This is a genomic window from Pseudoalteromonas sp. CNAT2-18.1, assembly GCF_022347865.1.
GTDB lineage: Bacteria > Pseudomonadota > Gammaproteobacteria > Enterobacterales > Alteromonadaceae > Pseudoalteromonas > Pseudoalteromonas ruthenica.
In genome coordinates, this window is record NZ_JAKRFR010000003.1 from 158,610 (window position 1) to 176,239 (window position 17,630).

Genomic DNA, 17,630 nt, shown 5'->3' on the forward strand with positions numbered 1-17,630 from the left:
TCATCAGGAGTAGCTATGTGGTTTTGGATTAAACATTTATCACTGGCTTTTATTCTTATTTTAGCCGCCGCCTATTTTTTACTCGGCGATGGCCCTGTATTTCAAGTAAGGGAAGACAGCAACCCAGCCGCCAAGGGGTTGTCACAATTTTACGCTAACATCAAAAACACCGTGCGCAATGCCACTGAGCGTGAAAAGTATGTTATCGAGCTGGGCGAGCCTAAAGACGACATCACGCGCATGCTGGAGCAACGTGTCGGTGTGGTGCAACCCACCGATATTCGCTGGCAAGGGCAAGTTAAAAGTCGTCGCTTTGCCGCTGGGGCTACACTGCGCAAGGTGATGTCTGACTTCGCCAAGGAAGAAGGTATCGCCTTTTACTGGTACTTAAATAAAGACTACGTGGTGAAGCACCCTTTTCGCGTAGACGACACTTTTGTATCAACGCTCTACCAAGTGGGCAAAGCGATTGACAGTGATTTTGAATACGAGGTACAGACCTTCTATTGCCACCGCGAGCGCGCGGCCGTGATCACCGAGCGCCCCTCACCTTATATTCGCGAAAACTGTAAAAAGATGTCTCGCGCTTAATGCCCCTCATTTGGGAGCAGCAAAAAGTTGCTCCCAGATTTGGCTGACCGAGGCGATTTCATCTTGCAGCTCTATTTTGGCAACCATTTTCTCTTGATTGCGTAAACTCAGTACATGATATAAGCCTCGATAATGGCAATAAGCGTGTATAAGCTGCTGCGTCTGACGTTCGCTGATACAGCCACAGTGCGCCGCCGCTTCTAAAATGCGGATATTATCTGAATACTCGAGTAATGCTGGATGGTGGTGCGCATGGGCCAAAACCAAAAATTGAGTGATGAATTCAATATCGGTCATCCCACCAACACCCTGCTTCAAATCAAGCATAAACTCGTTTTCTCGGTTTAAATGCCGCCGCATTTTTTCCCGCATGGCGATCACGTCGTCGCGAAGCGGTGCTATCTGCCGCGCTTGCGCTAATATCTCTATACGGATTTCACTAAATCGTTGGCGTAGCGCGCTGATTCCATAGACCATGCGGGCACGCACCAAGGCCTGATGCTCCCAAGTCCAAGCTTGAGTTTGCTGGTAGTGAAGAAAGCTCTCGATATTGATGGCTAACAAGCCTGATGACCCTTCAGGGCGCAAGCGAGTATCGAGTTCATATAAAATGCCGGAGCTGGTGCGCGTGTTAAACAGGTGCATCAAGCGCTGCGCTAGTTTTAAATAAAACTGCCGTGCGGAAATCGACTTATCACCGTCGGTGCTGCTGTCGCCATCGTGGTTGTGAACAAAAACTAAATCGAGGTCAGAGTCATAACCTAACTCCAATCCGCCCGCCTTACCGTAGGCGATTACGGCAAAGCCTTTATGTTGCTCATCGGTGCCGGGGACTTTGCCAAAGCGCGCCACCATTTGCTGCCAGGCAAGGTTAACTGCCTGCTCTATAATCGCCTCCGCTAACGCGCTGAGGTGGTCGCTGACCTTCATTACTGGCAACGCACCGGTCGCATCCGCCGCAGCGATACGTAATTGCTGGGTTTGCTTAAACTGCCTGAGCGCCTCCATCTGCATTTCTAAGTCATGCTCATCAATGCGTAAAAAATATTGGCGGATCTCGCTACTATAGGCATCCAAAGGGAAAGGGTTATAAAGCTCCGCAGGGTCAATAAGCTCATCCAACAGAATCGGATAATGAGCAATATGTTCGCCAATCCAACGACTGTGCGCACACAAGCGTACTAATTGCTGGAGAGCCCCTGGATTTTCAAGTAGTAACTCTAAATAGGCGGTGCGCGACATAATTTTATCGAGCACATTGGTGACCAAGGCCACGACCTCACCACATGCGTGAGCATGCTGCAGCTGTTGCAACACATGGGGCATTAATTTATCCAGTGTGTCTCTGCCACGTTTACCTATAGGCTGTTTGCTTACGCGCTCATGAAAGTGATTCAGGGGTCCCTGCCAGCTCATACGCTGCTGGGCATTGGCAATCACATCACTGAGGGCCTCGGTATCGTTATGCTCCCACGCCAGGGTATAGCTGTCATCCAAGTCATCACCCTGCTCTGGCTCAAAGCCAATGACTTGTTCAAATTCATCGCGTATGCGCCCCATCGCCGCCTCAATAACTGCACGACTGTGTTCTTCATTAGCTTGATTGAGCAATGTATTTAATCGCAGCCAATCACGTTGTGACTGCGGTAATTGCTGGGTCTGCTCATCATTAAAGGCTTGCAGATATTGTTCTACCTGGCGCAGCAACGCATAGTCTTGCCATAGTTGCTGCTGTTGCTCGTCAGTAAAGACCCCGAGCTCTGTCAGTGCTGCCAACGCTGTAGCTAAGCTTTGAGTTTGTAGTTGCGGCTCTCGACCTCCTCTGATCAGCTGCAGTGCCTGAACAATAAATTCCACTTCTCGAATACCACCAGCGCCCAACTTAATATTGTCTTGTAAGCCTTTACGGCGCACCTCTTGGGCAATCAGTGATTTCATCTTGCGCAATGACTCAATCACTGAGAAATCAATATATCGGCGATAAACGAACGGTCTTAGCATCTCGTTAAACTCATGCACATAATTACATGGCGCGTGAATGAGTCGGCCTTTGAGCATAGCGTAGCGCTCCCACTCTCGGCCTTGCTCTTGGTAGTACGCCTCCATAGCCGAAAAGCTCATGACTAAAGGACCACTGTCACCAAAGGGACGCAGACGCATATCGACGCGGAAAACTCGCCCATCTACGGTGTGTTGGTCTAAGGCAGCAATCACTTTTTGCGCCACCTTAGTGTAAAACACCTGCGCTTCAATACTGCGCCGCCCGCCTTGGGTGGGGGTGTTAAGGGGGTAAGTGAAGATAAGGTCGATATCGGACGAGTAATTAAGCTCCTTTCCGCCCAACTTGCCCATACCTAAAATCATCATGGCGATCGGGTGGCCGTGTTCGTCCACAGGCGCGCCATTAACTTTAGCTACCTGAGCGAAGGCCCATCGATTGGCTGCGTCTATCAGCGTATCACTTAAAGCAGACACATAAGCCATGGAGTCAGCGATGTCGTTGCCGCATACCAAATCGAGATAAGCAACCTTTAGCCAATACTGCTGGCGGTAACGACGCAACATGGTTAATGCCTGAGTTTCTGACACATCGCCTAACTGCTGTGGCAAAGGATCCGGCACCGCACGACACTGCTGTTGCTCGGGATCAACAAGCCACGCTCCCCACTGTTTATGGGTACTGAGTACATCGTAGGCAAAGTCGCTAAGCGCTAGCAGTTGCAACAAATCGTTATCTATTTCCGTGTCGCCATATATCTGTTCATAGCGATCTTTACCAAGTTGCTGTAATTGCGAATTAAAACCAGAAGGTGCAGTCATAGATACCGCTCTCTTTTAAGTTAGGGCCAACCGTACTAGAATGAAAACAAAGTTCCTTTTCGGCTGCCAGTATGACGTATTTTTCTTTGTCAAACGAGTCCTTATATACCTTTGCTATTAGCTTCGTAGCTATTGCTGCGGTGCTGTTTGCACTGCGTATTTACACCCAAGTCAGAGCGCGGCAGGCCTTAAAAGAAGAGCTCGCCCAGCGTGATAACTTTGCGCTGGGAATTAGCTATGCCAGTTACCTGCTCTCGTTAGTGCTGATTATCGGCTACCTAGTGGATGACTTTTCACTGACGGTGATGCGCGAAGAGCCGTGGAAAGTGCCGCTTTTGCTAATACTGATGCTACTTTTTACAAAAGTTGGTCAAGCTATTCATCGAAAATGGATTCTCAGTCGTTTTAATGAAGAGAAGGCTATTTTAAAGCAGAACGTGTGCGCTGCCTTAGTCGACTCGGGAATGTTATTAGGCAATAGCATTGTGGTTATAGGTTTGGTCAGTTGGTCTCAAACTAACAGCATGTATTCTTTGCTTGTGGTGTTTGTAAACTTCTTATTTTTGCAGGGCTTATTTGCCCTAGATAGCAAAGTGCGCGAAGCTCGCTTTGCTAAGGTAAACCAAGGCGCATCGCTGCAAAGTAACTTTAACTTGGAAAATACCTCAATCGGTATTCGTTACGCAGGCAAATCTGTAGGTATGGCTCTGGCCCTTTACGCAGGTCTAGCCAGCGCCAATTACTACAGCGGCAAGATGGTAGAAAATGTCTTTACATTGGCTGTGCACTGCGGTCTGATGTGGTTATTGGTCAATGCCATGGCTCGCGCCGTGTTGTTGATCGTACTTTATCGTGTCGACACCGGGGTCGAGGTTGATCACCAAGACAATGTTGGCATTGCTGCAGTGGTGTTTTCTGTATACTGTGCCATGGGCTATTTGCTGATTCAGTTTTTCGCCTAGTGGCAACGGAGAGAATGAATGGATAAGGATCTTAGCAACTATTTACTCATCGACAGCGATCCGCTGTTGAGCCGAGCCTTTTGCGCCAATCCCGATGCGCACGGAGTGATAGTTGCTGGAGCGAACACCCGTCATATGGTTAAGCTTATGTTTGACCAGCAGGTAAAGGATTATTGTTATTGTGACTTTGATAACGAAATCAGTGTAGCTGAATTATCAAGTTACGCCTCGCGACACCATAGCGTTGCTGGCGTGCTGGTATTTGCTTGCGCCTATGAAAGTGCTAGCAATTCCTTTAAATGGGTCATTGATTCGTTACATGAAAACCGGTTATTAATTAATAAGCAAGGCGCTGATTACCACCTTACACCGCTGACTACGCCCTATCACCAAAATCACCTCAGCTGTAATCAGGATCCTGATATACTTGCGCATTTAGGCGACTAGTTTAGACTGTCGCAAAATCCTGATGATGGACAGCGTAATGAGAATTCCGCATATTTTCGAGCCGACCATAGGCGCTTTAGGTACAGACTTTAATTTAAGTGATGATGCAGCTGGGCACGTAGGCCGTGTGTTGCGCATGCAAGTTGGCGATCAACTGCGGCTGTTTAACGGCCACGGTGGTGAGTATCACTGTGAAATCGTTGATAGCAGCAAAAAATACGTGACCGTTCGCTGTATAGAGTTTATCGATAGTGAATGTGAATCTCCCCTTGCTATCCATCTTGGGCAAGTGATCTCCCGTGGCGATAAGATGGACTTTACCATTCAAAAGTCGGTGGAGCTCGGGGTGAGCGAAATTACCCCGCTATTTAGTGAGCGCTGTGGGGTTAAGCTCAATGGCGAACGCTTAGCAAAGAAGCATCAACAGTGGCAGAAAATCGCTATCGCCGCAGCCGAGCAATGTGGTCGTAATCGTATTACCACCATTCACCCGCCAATCGCTCTGGAGCAATGGCTAACCCAGCCGAGCGACGCCACTAAGCTTACGTTACATCCTCGCGCGCAGCACAGCATTAAAACTATGCCGGCGCCAAGTGCGGGGGTGCGCTTTTTAGTTGGCCCTGAAGGCGGCTTTACCGATGCAGAGATCCACAGCAGTCATGAGCATGGCTTTATGGATATTCGCATAGGTCCACGCGTCTTGCGCACAGAAACGGCGGCTTTAACGGTCTTAAGTGCGTTACAGATGCAGTTTGGTGATTTAGCGAATTGAATTTACTGCGCGCCAACCCCATAAAATAATTAGATTGATTAAACGAGTAGAGCAATGGCAATTAAACTGGGCATTATCAGCGACCCAATTTCTGGGTTTAATATTAAAAAAGACACCGGCTTTGCAATGATGCTGGAAGCCGAAAAGCGCGGCTATGAATTGTATTATATGGAAATGGACGATCTGTTTCTGCGCCAAGGTGAAGCTTTTGCTCACGCTGCTCGCGCCCATGTGTTTGATAATGCCGAGAAGTGGTATGACTTAGCGCCGCAACAGGACATTGCTTTAGGCGATCTCGATATTATTTTAATGCGCAAAGACCCACCTTTTGATACCGAATACATCTACGCCACCTATATCTTAGAGCGCGCAGAGCTGGCCGGCGCCTTAGTCGTTAATAAACCGCAAAGTCTGCGTGATGCCAACGAAAAGCTTTATACCGCCTGGTTTAGCGAATTTACCCCAGACACCTTAGTGACCCGCTCGGCGAAGCAGATCCGCGCCTTTTTGGCTGAACATGGTGACATCATTATGAAGCCACTCGATGGCATGGGCGGCGCCTCTATTTTTCGAGTCAAAGAAGACGACGCCAATATCGGTGTGATCATCGAGACCCTGACTGAGCATGGCAAGCGTTATGCTATGATCCAAAACTATATTCCTGCCATTAAAGACGGCGACAAACGAGTCTTAGTCGTTGATGGCGAAGTAGTTCCCTACTGCTTAGCGCGTATTCCTCAAAAAGGCGAAACGCGAGGCAATCTCGCCGCTGGTGGTCGCGGTGAGGTGCGCCCTCTTACCGATGATGAGCGCCGTATCGCTGAGACACTGGCGCCAACGCTAAAGGCCAAGGGACTATTATTCGTGGGTCTGGATATTATTGGTGACAAACTCACTGAAGTGAACGTTACCGCGCCAACATGCGTTAAAGAAATAGAGGCTGAGAGCAACTTTTCTGTCACCGCATTGTTTTTTGACGCGCTTGAGCGCAATTTAACAACCTCTTAATCGTGGAGATGTCTATGCAGTCATTAACCAACCACTTTTTGGTCGCCATGCCCTCGTTACAAGAGCCATTTTTCAAACACGCAGTGGCCTATATTTGCGAGCATAACGACGAAGGTGCCATGGGTTTGGTGATTAACCAACCTATTGATGTCACGGTGGGTGAGTTATTAGACAAAATAGACATCGACAACGATAAAAACCAACAAGCCGCTGGGCGCCAGGTGTTTGCTGGTGGGCCGGTGAAAACGGACCGAGGCTTTGTATTGCACACGCCCAAGCCGGGCTACGCGTCATCGCAAAGTTTAAGCTCCGAGATAATGATCACCACCTCCAAAGACGTGCTTGCGAGTCTCACCACCGAGGATGCGCCGGAGCAATTTATCATCACCTTAGGTTATGCCGGTTGGTCTGAGGGTCAGTTAGAGCAAGAGCTGTTGGAAAACTCGTGGCTAATTATGGAAGCCGACCCCGAGGTTATTTTCAATACCCCCATCAACGAGCGCTGGCATAAAGCCTTAGAACTTATGGGTATTGATGCTAATAAGCTTAGTTTGGAGGCGGGTCACGCATGAGTGAGTCCTCAAGCTCTAAAATGGGCCAGCGCAGTGTAATGGGCTTTGATTTTGGTACCAAGAGTATTGGCGCCGCCATCGGCCAAGAGTTAACAGGTACTGCTAATGGCCTGCGCGCTATCAAGGCTCGTGATGGTATTCCTAATTGGGATGATGTTCGTACCCTGGTCGATGAATGGCAGCCAGACTTGTTAGTGGTAGGCTTACCACTGAATATGGATGGCAGCGAGCAAGAGCTCACGCGCCGGGCACGTAAGTTTGCCAATCGCCTGCACAATCAAACGGGGTTGCCAGTACAAACCCAAGATGAACGACTAACCACGGCCGCCGCCAAGGAGCAGCTATTCGCCGAGGGCGGCTACCGAAACCTAAGTAAAGGCAATATTGATAATGCCTCTGCGGTGCTTATTCTGGAGAGTTTTTTTGCCGCTCAAGGGGGCTATTAAGCACGGCCATCTGCGTTAAATCAGGAATAAACCCCGCTTGCTCGTAAGCTGATCGAATTCGGCCCTGCTCGCGTAGTTTGGCCAGTCCTTTTTGGAGTGCTTTAAAGGCCTGCTGACCTTGGGGGTGATTACGAGACACTACAAAGTGGCGACTGTCTTTTATTTGCACAACAAAGTGCGGATGCGCCTTCAGTGATATGTTATCCAGTTGGTAATGGTTATTATACTGAGGCATCAGTGGCATCAACATAAAGTCGACCCACTGCATCGACACCATGCGCGCTTGCGATAACCATTCATCTTCTTTAATGATGCGTTTCAACGGCAGTGCCTGCAAGGTGCGCCAATCACTGCGCCAGCGCGGCGTGGATACAGCGGTGAGTGCGGTCATATCGGCCAGCGATGTTATACTCTGCACCCGCGTGTTATCTGGGTGACTATAAATTCCCGCATAATACTCACCTTGACGTATCACCGCATCGCTGACAAAAACCGCCTCACTGAGTATCAGCGCATCAGCACGCCAATAGGTATCAAAGCTAATTAATAATTTACCTTGTTCCAACAACCGCGTATTACGAAAATTAATCTTGCCGACACGGTAGTTAAAGGTGTACTCGAAGCCGCCTAGACGCAGCGCTTGCTGTGCCACTATCATATCGACCACATCTCGACGCACACGCTTACCGCTAAAGTCGCTAACGGCTAAGGGCGAGCGCCCAGCCAGAAAGGCCACATAATCGGTATAAACATCATCACGCAAATAGATGTCAATGCTTTGCTCCCTGCCCTGAGCAGGCAGTAGCACGGTGAGTATCAGCGCGTAAAAGAACGCCCTGATACTTCTTACGCTTGAGCGTTTAGCTATCGCTATCGTCGCCAAGGCCGTCCACCGTTACCCCTTGTAGGAAGCCTGCACCTTGTTGTTCGTTGTTACGAAGCTTAATCATCAAACGAAGATCGTTCGGTGAGTCAGCGTGGTGCAGCGCATCGGCGTAGTTGATGAGGTTTTGCTTGTACAGATCAAACAGCGCTTGGTCGAAGGTTTGCATGCCCATTTCTTTGGACTTGGCCATCACCTCTTTGATGGAGCCGATTTCGCCTTTTTTGATCAGCTCGGCAATCATCGGTGAGTTTAGTAACACCTCAATCGCTGCCACACGACCATTACCATCTGTGGTAGGGATCAGCTGCTGAGCAATAATAGCGCGCAAGTTAAGGGCCAAATCATATTTGAGCTTGTCGTGCTTTTCCTTAGGCACCAAGTGCATAATACGGTCAATGGCTTGGTTGGCGTTGTTGGCGTGCAAGGTAGCAACACACAGGTGGCCAGTCTCAGCGAAGCTTAACGCATATTCCATGGTTTCTTGCGAGCGGATCTCACCAATGAGAATTACATCCGGCGCCTGACGCAGCGAGCTCTTCAGTGCAGCCTCAAAACTCTCGGTATCAAGTCCAACCTCACGTTGGGTAATGATACTTTTGTTATGCTCGTGTACGAATTCAATTGGATCCTCAATGGTAAGGATATGGCCTTTTTGGTTGCGGTTACGATAACCCAGTAGTGCCGCCAATGAGGTCGACTTACCAGTGCCGGTACCACCGACGAATAACACTAGACCACGTTTTTTCATGATCACATCGGTAAGCACTGAAGGCAGACCGAGTTCATTAACATCGGGTATGGTGGTAACGATACGACGAATAACCATCCCCGCCTGATCACGTTGCCAAAATGCCGAAATACGGAAACGTCCCTCATCGGTGGCAATGGCAAAGTTACATTCTTTAGAGTTATGAAACTCATTGATTTGTTTATCGGACATTGCCGACTCTACCAAGGTCAATGCCTCATCATCACTGAGCACATAGTCATCAAGGGGGGTGAGCTCGCCATTCACTTTGGCACTCACCGGCAAATGCGTAGAAACAAATAAATCCGATGCCTGCAAGGCGATCATCTTCTGCAAATAATGCGCTAAAGGTTGTATCATGGTGTTAATCCTACTACTGACCCGACATGCCGAATTGGGTCTTATCATGGGCTTTCGCCTGTGCTGCCTGTGTGCTGATAAGGCCACGGTTTAGCAAGTTTTGTAAGCACTGGTCCATGGTCTGCATACCATGCGCAGCGCCAGTTTGAATCGACGAGTACATCTGCGCGATTTTATCTTCACGAATAAGGTTTCGTATCGCTGGGATACCTATCATAATCTCGTGTGCCGCAATTCGCCCGCCCGACACTTTCTTCAACAGTGTTTGCGAGATAACCGCGCGCAGTGATTCTGAAAGCATCGAACGCACCATGTCTTTTTCTTCACCGGGGAAGACGTCGATGATACGGTCAATGGTCTTTGGTGCTGAGGTGGTGTGCAAGGTGCCAAACACTAAGTGACCTGTTTCTGCTGCGGTCATCGCTAGGCGAATGGTTTCTAAGTCCCGCAGCTCACCGACCAAGATAACGTCGGGGTCTTCACGCAACGCACTGCGCAAGGCATTGTTAAAGCTGTGCGTATCACGGTGAACTTCCCGCTGGTTAATCAAGCTAAGCTTGTTTTGGTGTACGAATTCTATCGGGTCCTCAATGGTGAGGATATGGTCGTGGCGTGATTTATTGATGTAATCAATCATCGCCGCCAAGGTGGTTGATTTACCCGAACCTGTTGGCCCAGTCACCAACACCAGACCACGTGGGTTTTCCGAGATGGTTTTAAATATCTCCGGCGCGCCCAAATCATCCAAGGTCAGCACCTCATTGGGGATGGTACGAAACACCGCTGCTGGGCCTCGGTTAGAATTAAAGGCGTTAACACGAAAACGCGCTAAGTCAGGAACCTCGAACGAGAAATCCACTTCTAGGTTTTCTTCGTATTCTTTGCGCTGTTTATCGTTCATAATGTCGTAGACAAGGCCGCTGACTTCCTTGGCCTCAAGCACGGGAATGTTAATACGGCGCACGTCGCCGTCGACACGAATCATCGGCGATACACCGGCTGAAAGGTGTAAATCCGAGGCCTTGTGTTGCACACTAAAGGCCAATAATTCAGTAATATCCATAACAGGACTCCACAACTAACTGATAACTTTATGGTTACAATAGCAGAACGACTCGATGCCGCCTACGCCCGAATCGCTACGGCGGCAAAAAAATGCAATCGCGATGAAAAAGACATCACTTTAATCGCCGTTTCTAAGAAAAAACCCTTAGAAGATATTTTAGCGGCTTTTGATCATGGTCACCGAGAATTTGCTGAATCCTATGTCCAAGAAGGTGTTGAGAAGGTGCAGGCACTTAACGACCATAAGACAATAGTATGGCATTTTATAGGCCCCATTCAGAGTAATAAAACCAAAGCGATTGCCGAGCACTTCCACTGGGTGCAAAGCGTTGATAGGGAAAAAATTGCTCGGCGTTTAAATGAGCAGCGCCCCACGAATATGAAACCGCTCAATATTCTCATTCAAGTGAATATTGATAACGACGACAATAAGTCTGGCTGTGCAGTAGCACAATTGCCGCAGTTGGCTGAACTCGTTGACAATAGTCGACAGCTGCACCTGCGTGGATTAATGGCAATCCCAGCAAAAACCGACAGTTTCGATGCGCAACTGCAATCTTTCGAGAAATTAAAGGCTTGCTTTGATAAACTACAGACCCAATATCCACAGCTAGATACCTTGTCCATGGGCATGAGTGCTGATGTGGATGCGGCCATCGCCGCCGGTTCAACCATGGTCCGAGTGGGCACTGCTATATTTGGAGAGCGCAGCTAGGACGTTGAATCGTATATTCTAATAACACAACAAGTTGAGGTTTATATGTCACAAAAAACCATCGCGTTTATTGGTACTGGAAACATGAGCTACGCCATTATTGGCGGCATGGTGAAAAACGGTTTTGCGAAAGAACGCATTATTGCTACCAACCGTAATCAGGAAAAACTCGCGAAGGTCGCCGCTGACTTTGGTGTACAAACCACCTCGGATAACGTTGAAGCGATTAAAAAGGCCGATGTCATCGTGTTGTCGGTTAAGCCACAAATGATGGCGGATTTAGCACAAAGTTTTATTGATGCTGGTGTTGATTTTAGTGGCAAAGTGTTTATTTCCGTGGCGGCGGGCATTACTGTTGCGCGCTTACAAGAAATGCTCGGCCAACCAGTGAAAATGGTGCGCTGCATGCCGAACACACCTTCATTATTGGGCCGTGGTGTATCAGGCCTGTACGCCGAAGGTATCAATGAGCAAGAACGCGACTTTATTCAAAGTGTATTTGAATGCACCGGTATCGCTGTATGGGTTGATGAAGAAGCACAAATTAACAACATTATTGCCGTTACTGGCTCTTCACCTGCATACTTCTTCTTGTTTATGGAAGCCATTGAAGAAAAAGCTAAGGCACTAGGCTTTGATGAGCAACAAGCTCGTGCACTAGTACAACAAACAGCTTTGGGTGCAGCGGAGATGGCCTTGTCGCAGGACGATATTAGCATTTCGCAACTGCGCGCTAACGTCACCTCTAAAGGCGGTACCACCCACGCTGCCGTTGAGCACCTAAAAGATCAAGGCCTAGTACAGACTGTTGCCGGAGCCATGGATGCCTGTATTGCCCGTGCCCAAGAGATGGAAAAAGAAATTTAACTTGCGAAGAGACTAAGCTCATGAATGCCATGCAATTTCTTGTTGGGATCGTATTCGATCTATTTTTAATGGTGGTGCTGTTGCGCTTTTGGCTGCAGGCTGTGCGAGCGGATTTCTATAATCCGCTGAGTCAATTTGTGGTGAAGGCCACCAGTTTTGCAGTGAACCCATTACGTAAAATCATCCCCGGTTTTGGCGGTTTGGATATCGCTTCACTGGTGCTGGCATTCATTGTTGCCTTTGCCAAGGTCAGTGTGCTTCTGATGATGTTCCACGGCGGCTGGAGTGCCCCTACGGTGCTTATCTCCGGCGCTCTAACGGTAGTTAAAGAAGGTCTTAACTTACTGTTCTGGGTACTCATTATTCGCGCCATTTTGAGCTGGGTCAGCCAAGGTTACAATCCCATAGAAGCGATTTTCCATCAACTTACTGAACCCATGCTAAGACCGATACGCAAGGTGATCCCACCTCTTGGTGGCTTGGATCTTTCTATCCTTGTCTTGATTATCGCCTTACAGTTCTTACAAATTTTGTTTATGGACTTTATCGGCTAACCTGAACTCGCAGCAAGCCCCGGCTTTGCTGATCTCTGGTACACTTAAGGGTAAAGAGTGCGTTGGTCGAGCTAAGGCCAACGCCTAACCACAGGAGTCATATTATGAAAACCCTGTTCACTGCATTGCTGTTATGCATACTCAGCATCTCCCCCAGCTATGGCGAGCAAGCCGAAGTTCAAGGGGGCCAATTTAAAAACTTGGGTCACTGGCAAGTACACTATATTGCCTTTCCCTCAACATCCGTTCCCGCAGAAGTTGCGCGTAACTATGACTTAGAACGGGCTGGCGATAGAGCCCTAATCAATATTTCGGTATTACAAAATAATCAAGCCCAAGCCGTCGACATTCAAGGCAGCGCCAAAAACCTCATTGGTCAAACAGAACAGTTAACCTTTAAAGAAATTAAAGAAGGCGAGAGCATCTATTACATAGCCCAAATGCGCTTTGATAACGAAGAAGTTTATCGCTTTGAAATAACCTTAACGCAAGGAAACACAGTTGAAGTGCTGCGTTTCCATCAAAAATTGTACGAACACTAAGAGAGAATGCATGACCACTTGGGTGCTAGCCACAGGTAACAAAGGCAAAGTTGCTGAGCTCAGTGCGCTGTTAAGCGAGCTAAATATTGAAATAAGACCACAAAGTGAGTTCCAGATAAGCGATGTTGCAGAAACTGGCACTACCTTCGTTGAAAACGCCATTATTAAGGCTCGCCACGCCAGCGCCGAAACGGGTCTCCCTGCAATCGCCGATGACTCTGGATTGATTGTTGATGCCCTTGATGGTGCTCCCGGCGTGTATAGCGCTCGCTATGCTGGGGCCAATGCCAACGATGACGACAACATAGATAAATTACTCGCGGCCATGCAAGGTAAAAACCAACGCAGTGCCCGCTTTTGCTGTGTGTTAGTGCTGGTACGCCACCAACACGACCCATTGCCATTAATCTGCCAGGCCACTTGGGAAGGAGAAATCACCTCAGCGCGCAGCGGTGCCCAAGGTTTTGGCTATGACCCGGTATTCAAAGTAAATGGTTTGGAAAAAACCAGCGCCGAGCTAAGCAAGGAAGAAAAAAATCGTCTGAGCCATCGTGGACAAGCATTACGCCACTTACTCAGCGCGTTAAAAGGCTAAGCAGTGCAACACCTTCCACCTTTGAGCTTATATATTCACATCCCATGGTGTGTCCAAAAATGCCCTTATTGCGACTTTAATAGCCATGCGCAAAAAGGCCAACAAATCCCTGAGCAAGAATATGTCCAGCATCTGCTTGGCGACCTGCGCAATGACGCGCCGCTCGCCTGCGGACGCCCTATTCACAGTATTTTCATTGGCGGTGGTACGCCAAGCTTGCTCTCCGGTCAGGCTATGCAACAATTGCTTGACGGTGTAAGAGCGCTCATTCCTTTACAGGAAAATGCCGAAGTGACCTTGGAGGCAAACCCAGGCACAGTTGAGGCGGGGCGTTTCAGTGAGTATGTCCAAGCCGGCGTCAATCGCATCTCCATCGGGGTGCAATCAATGCAACAAGATAAGCTGAAAGCCTTGGGCCGTATTCATAGCCAAGAAGAAGCCATCAATGCGGCAAAACAAGCCCATGATGTTGGCCTTCGCAGCTTTAACCTCGATTTGATGCACGGCCTCCCCGGCCAGTCTATTGATGATGCATTGGCAGACTTAACACAAATCATCGCGCTGCAACCCCCGCATATTTCTTGGTATCAGCTTACTATTGAGCCTAACACGCAATTTTACTCCAAGCCCCCGACCCTGCCAGAGGATGACACCTTATGGCAAATCCAAGAAAGGGGGCAAGCACTGTTGGCCGAAGCGGGCTACCAGCAGTATGAAATTTCTGGCTACGCAAAGCCGGGACATCAGTGCCAACACAACTTAAATTATTGGCGATTCGGCGATTATTTAGGCATAGGCTGTGGTGCTCATGGCAAAATAACTAAGCCCGATGGGCAGATTGTGCGCACCGAGAAGGTCAAGCACCCGCGCGGCTATATGGATTTAACCAAGCCATATTTGTATCGCGACTGGTCAGTCAGCGAACAAGAGCGGCCATTTGAGTTTATGATGAATCGCTTGCGGTTGATGGAGTCTTGCCCTATCGCTGAATTTGCCCAGCTGACCGGCTTGGCGTTATCGCATATTGAGCCGCAGCTGCAACGAGCGCAGCAACTAGGGTTAATCGCATTAGATAATACCCAACTAACAGTCACAGCTCAGGGTCATCGTTACCTTAATGAGTTACTTGCGCTCTTTGTTGACGATTAAACTTCGGCTTATAGAGTAGCCACAAACACAGAAGGATAAGCACAATGAGGTGGGTGTTTTTGCTAATAACACTGTTGGCTGGTACGGCGCACAGCGCCACTAATGAGCCGGTCATTAAAGACTTTGGGCTCTTTTATCCGGTACCCGACAGTGACCCTATTGGCCAGGACGTGCGCTTTAAAATTGCCTTTGACGTGGCCTCTGGGGCACCGGTTGGTGAGCAAAATAACCACATCAACTCATTAGCCCGATTTATAAACATGCATGTGGCCCATGGCGTGAACCCAAAAAATATAGCATTGGCACTGGTGGTTCATGGCGATGCGACCCAAGATGTACTCAAAAGCAGTGAATACCAAGCGCGATTTGCCGCTGATAATGCCAACGCTTCGTTAATTCGCCAACTGCTCGCAAATAATACCCAAGTGTATGTGTGCGGCCAATCGGCAAAGCACAACAACATCAATGCTAAGCAGTTGTTGCCTGGGGTCCGCATGGCCCTTTCTGCCATGACCGCCCATGCAAAATTACAACAACAAGGGTATACACTGAATCCATTTTAGCGATATAGCAGCCAATAGCGCAGTCCTGCATTTAGCCTAACGACTGTGATACTTGGCGCTATGTGCAATATTAAAACAACAAGTGAAATAGGTATCTAACTATGCGTAAGCTCACTCTAATCGCGGCCACTGTCAGTGCCGCACTACTGGCTGGCTGCCAAGGCACCCCAGCAAATAACAGCACTGCTAACAGTGCGCCAGTACAGCAGCAAGTGGTGCAATCGGAAGTAGCAAAGGCCAATGCATTTTTCGAAGAGGTCTTTAACCGTAATGTGATGCGCAGCCCTGTATACCAAACCTACATGGGCATTAAAAAAGACTATGACAAATGGGACGATGAAAGCGAAGCACGCGCTAAAGAAGATTTAGCGTTAGCGAAAAAAGATCTCGCCACGCTGGCGACCATAGATCGCGCTAAGCTCGATGCGAATACCCAGATCAGCTATGACCTAATGCAACAAAACTTAGAGCAAAGCATCGCTGATTACCAATGGCGCTACCATAACTACCCAGTTAACCAAATGTTTGGCACCCACTCTATGGTGGCGGCGTTCCTTATCAACCAACACCAAATCAGCACTGTCGAGGATGCCAAAGCCTATATTGCTCGTTTAAATGGGGTGCCTAAGCTATTTACACAGCTACAAACCAATTTACAAACTCGCGCAGACAAAGGCATCATTGCCCCGAAATTTGTATTCCCACACGTCATTGAAGCCAGTCAAAACATCATAAAAGGTGCCCCCTTCGGTGGTGATAAAGACTCTACTTTATTGGCCGACTTTAAACGCAAAGTCGACAAGCTAGATATCGACAATGGCGATAAGAGCGCCTTAATTGCCGAAGCCACCGAAGCGCTACAAGTCTCAGTCAAGCCAGCATATAACGGCTTAATCAGCTACCTACAGCAACTTGAAAAACGCGCCGATAACCGTGACGGTGCTTGGAAATTCCCTGATGGTAAAGCCTTTTATAACACTATGCTGGAGCGTACCACCACCACCGATTTAAGCGCGGAACAAATCCACGCTATCGGTCTTGCGGAAGTACAGCGTATTCATGATGAAATGCGCGCTATTAAAGAAAAAGTCGGTTTCGAGGGCGATTTAAAAGCGTTCATGGAGTTTATGAAAACCGATGAGCAATTCTATTACCCCGATACCGAAGCCGGTCGCGAAGCATACCTAAATGAAGCTATCCGTGTGATTGATGACATGAAGGGACGCCTCGATGAGCTGTTCTTAGTAAAACCTGAAGCCGGACTAAAAGTAAAACGTGTTGAAGCATTCCGCGAAAAGTCAGCGGGTAAAGCCTTCTATCAACAGCCGGCTCCCGATGGCTCACGCCCAGGTGTCTACTACGCTAACTTGTATGACATGGAAGCCATGCCTACCTATCAATTGGAAGCCTTGGCTTATCACGAGGGGATCCCAGGCCACCACATGCAAATCGCCATTGCCCAAGAGCTCGAAGGCGTGCCTAACTTCCGCAAATACGGGCGTTTTACCGCTTACACCGAAGGCTGGGGACTGTACTCAGAGCTGCTGCCAAAAGAAATGGGGCTGTATCAAGACCCTTACTCTGACTTTGGCCGTTTAGCGATGGAACTTTGGCGCGCATGCCGTTTGGTTGTAGATACCGGTATCCATGCTAAACGTTGGACGCGTCAACAGGGTATCGACTACTACGTCAATAACACCCCTAATGCAACTTCGGACGCAGTGAAAATGGTTGAGCGTCATATCGTTATGCCATCACAAGCCACCGCTTATAAGATTGGTATGCTGAAAATCGTTGAGCTGCGCGAGCAAGCTAAAAAGGCGCTAGGTGATAAATTCGATATTCGTGAATACCACAATATCGTGCTTAAGAATGGCCCAGTACCACTGAACCTACTTGAAGAAATGGTTGCCGACTGGGTCGCTAGCAAGCAGGCATAAGGCAAGAGAAACAGCAGCCGTAACAAGC

19 protein-coding genes are annotated in these 17,630 nt (G+C 48.5%); 15 read left to right on the forward strand and 4 right to left on the reverse strand.

Annotated features, from left to right (window positions below):
* The first annotated feature begins 15 nt into the window (after window positions 1-15).
* Complete coding sequence (locus MHM94_RS07545) at window positions 16-591, forward strand: TcpQ domain-containing protein (RefSeq protein ID WP_022946307.1); 576 nt, start codon at window positions 16-18, stop codon at window positions 589-591.
* Window positions 592-597: 6 nt separating this feature from the next.
* On the opposite strand, the gene glnE is transcribed toward MHM94_RS07545, so the two are convergent.
* Window positions 598-3,411 carry a bifunctional [glutamate--ammonia ligase]-adenylyl-L-tyrosine phosphorylase/[glutamate--ammonia-ligase] adenylyltransferase gene (gene glnE, locus MHM94_RS07550; protein ID WP_235419352.1) on the reverse strand — a complete coding sequence of 938 codons (2,814 nt, stop codon included), beginning with the start codon at window positions 3,409-3,411 and terminating at the stop codon, window positions 598-600.
* Window positions 3,412-3,482: 71 nt separating this feature from the next.
* On the opposite strand from glnE, the gene MHM94_RS07555 reads away from it, so the two are divergent.
* Genes MHM94_RS07555 through ruvX form a run of 6 tightly spaced genes read left to right on the forward strand, consistent with a single transcriptional unit; the run spans window position 3,483 to window position 7,618 of the window.
* Window positions 3,483-4,373: a hypothetical protein gene (locus tag MHM94_RS07555; RefSeq protein ID WP_022946309.1), complete on the forward strand. Its 891-nt coding sequence runs from the start codon at window positions 3,483-3,485 to the stop codon at window positions 4,371-4,373.
* An 18-nt stretch (window positions 4,374-4,391) separates the two neighbouring features.
* Window positions 4,392-4,820 (forward strand): hypothetical protein, encoded by a 429-nt coding sequence (locus tag MHM94_RS07560; RefSeq protein ID WP_053910604.1) that lies wholly within the window; start codon window positions 4,392-4,394, stop codon window positions 4,818-4,820.
* A gap of 37 nt (window positions 4,821-4,857) precedes the next feature.
* Window positions 4,858-5,592 (forward strand): 16S rRNA (uracil(1498)-N(3))-methyltransferase, encoded by a 735-nt coding sequence (gene rsmE / locus MHM94_RS07565; protein ID WP_026111304.1) that lies wholly within the window; start codon window positions 4,858-4,860, stop codon window positions 5,590-5,592.
* A 54-nt stretch (window positions 5,593-5,646) separates the two neighbouring features.
* Window positions 5,647-6,600, forward strand: coding sequence for a glutathione synthase (gshB, locus tag MHM94_RS07570; RefSeq protein WP_045979570.1), 954 nt, complete (start codon window positions 5,647-5,649; stop codon window positions 6,598-6,600).
* Between the two features lie 14 nt (window positions 6,601-6,614).
* A complete protein-coding gene (locus MHM94_RS07575; RefSeq protein ID WP_022946313.1) occupies window positions 6,615-7,172 on the forward strand; it encodes a YqgE/AlgH family protein in 558 nt (185 codons plus the stop codon).
* Entirely contained in the window at window positions 7,169-7,618 is a 450-nt protein-coding gene (gene ruvX / locus MHM94_RS07580; RefSeq protein WP_022946314.1) for a Holliday junction resolvase RuvX, read from the forward strand. Before MHM94_RS07575 ends, ruvX begins: the two co-directional genes overlap by 4 nt.
* On the opposite strand, the gene MHM94_RS07585 is transcribed toward ruvX, so the two are convergent.
* Genes MHM94_RS07585 through MHM94_RS07595 form a run of 3 tightly spaced genes read right to left on the reverse strand, consistent with a single transcriptional unit; the run spans window position 7,578 to window position 10,675 of the window.
* On the reverse strand, window positions 7,578-8,501 hold the full coding sequence (locus tag MHM94_RS07585; RefSeq protein ID WP_235419351.1) for a hypothetical protein: 924 nt from the start codon (window positions 8,499-8,501) through the stop codon (window positions 7,578-7,580). The two genes, ruvX and MHM94_RS07585, sit on opposite strands and share 41 nt — an antisense overlap.
* Window positions 8,479-9,612, reverse strand: coding sequence for a PilT/PilU family type 4a pilus ATPase (locus MHM94_RS07590; protein WP_022946316.1), 1,134 nt, complete (start codon window positions 9,610-9,612; stop codon window positions 8,479-8,481). Before MHM94_RS07590 ends, MHM94_RS07585 begins: the two co-directional genes overlap by 23 nt.
* 13 nt (window positions 9,613-9,625) lie before the next feature.
* Window positions 9,626-10,675 (reverse strand): type IV pilus twitching motility protein PilT, encoded by a 1,050-nt coding sequence (locus MHM94_RS07595; protein WP_022946317.1) that lies wholly within the window; start codon window positions 10,673-10,675, stop codon window positions 9,626-9,628.
* Between the two features lie 30 nt (window positions 10,676-10,705).
* Between MHM94_RS07595 and MHM94_RS07600 the strand changes: the two genes are divergently transcribed.
* The 8 genes from MHM94_RS07600 (at window position 10,706) to MHM94_RS07635 (ending at window position 17,602) form a co-directional block, all read left to right on the forward strand.
* On the forward strand, window positions 10,706-11,392 hold the full coding sequence (locus MHM94_RS07600; RefSeq protein ID WP_138588410.1) for a YggS family pyridoxal phosphate-dependent enzyme: 687 nt from the start codon (window positions 10,706-10,708) through the stop codon (window positions 11,390-11,392).
* Window positions 11,393-11,437: 45 nt separating this feature from the next.
* A complete protein-coding gene (gene proC / locus MHM94_RS07605; RefSeq protein ID WP_022946319.1) occupies window positions 11,438-12,259 on the forward strand; it encodes a pyrroline-5-carboxylate reductase in 822 nt (273 codons plus the stop codon).
* A gap of 20 nt (window positions 12,260-12,279) precedes the next feature.
* The gene (locus MHM94_RS07610) at window positions 12,280-12,813 is read left to right on the forward strand and encodes a YggT family protein (protein ID WP_022946320.1); all 534 of its coding nucleotides are present in this window, start codon (window positions 12,280-12,282) and stop codon (window positions 12,811-12,813) included.
* A gap of 104 nt (window positions 12,814-12,917) precedes the next feature.
* A complete protein-coding gene (locus MHM94_RS07615; protein ID WP_053910609.1) occupies window positions 12,918-13,355 on the forward strand; it encodes a DUF4426 domain-containing protein in 438 nt (145 codons plus the stop codon).
* Window positions 13,356-13,365: 10 nt separating this feature from the next.
* Window positions 13,366-13,950, forward strand: a complete 585-nt coding sequence (locus tag MHM94_RS07620; protein ID WP_235419350.1) for an XTP/dITP diphosphatase — start codon at window positions 13,366-13,368, stop codon at window positions 13,948-13,950.
* 3 nt (window positions 13,951-13,953) lie between these two features.
* Window positions 13,954-15,099, forward strand: coding sequence for a radical SAM family heme chaperone HemW (gene hemW / locus MHM94_RS07625; protein ID WP_045979574.1), 1,146 nt, complete (start codon window positions 13,954-13,956; stop codon window positions 15,097-15,099).
* A gap of 44 nt (window positions 15,100-15,143) precedes the next feature.
* Complete coding sequence (locus MHM94_RS07630) at window positions 15,144-15,662, forward strand: DsrE family protein (RefSeq protein WP_235419349.1); 519 nt, start codon at window positions 15,144-15,146, stop codon at window positions 15,660-15,662.
* Window positions 15,663-15,763: 101 nt separating this feature from the next.
* A complete protein-coding gene (locus MHM94_RS07635; RefSeq protein ID WP_138547971.1) occupies window positions 15,764-17,602 on the forward strand; it encodes a DUF885 domain-containing protein in 1,839 nt (612 codons plus the stop codon).
* The last annotated feature ends 28 nt before the right edge of the window (window positions 17,603-17,630 follow it).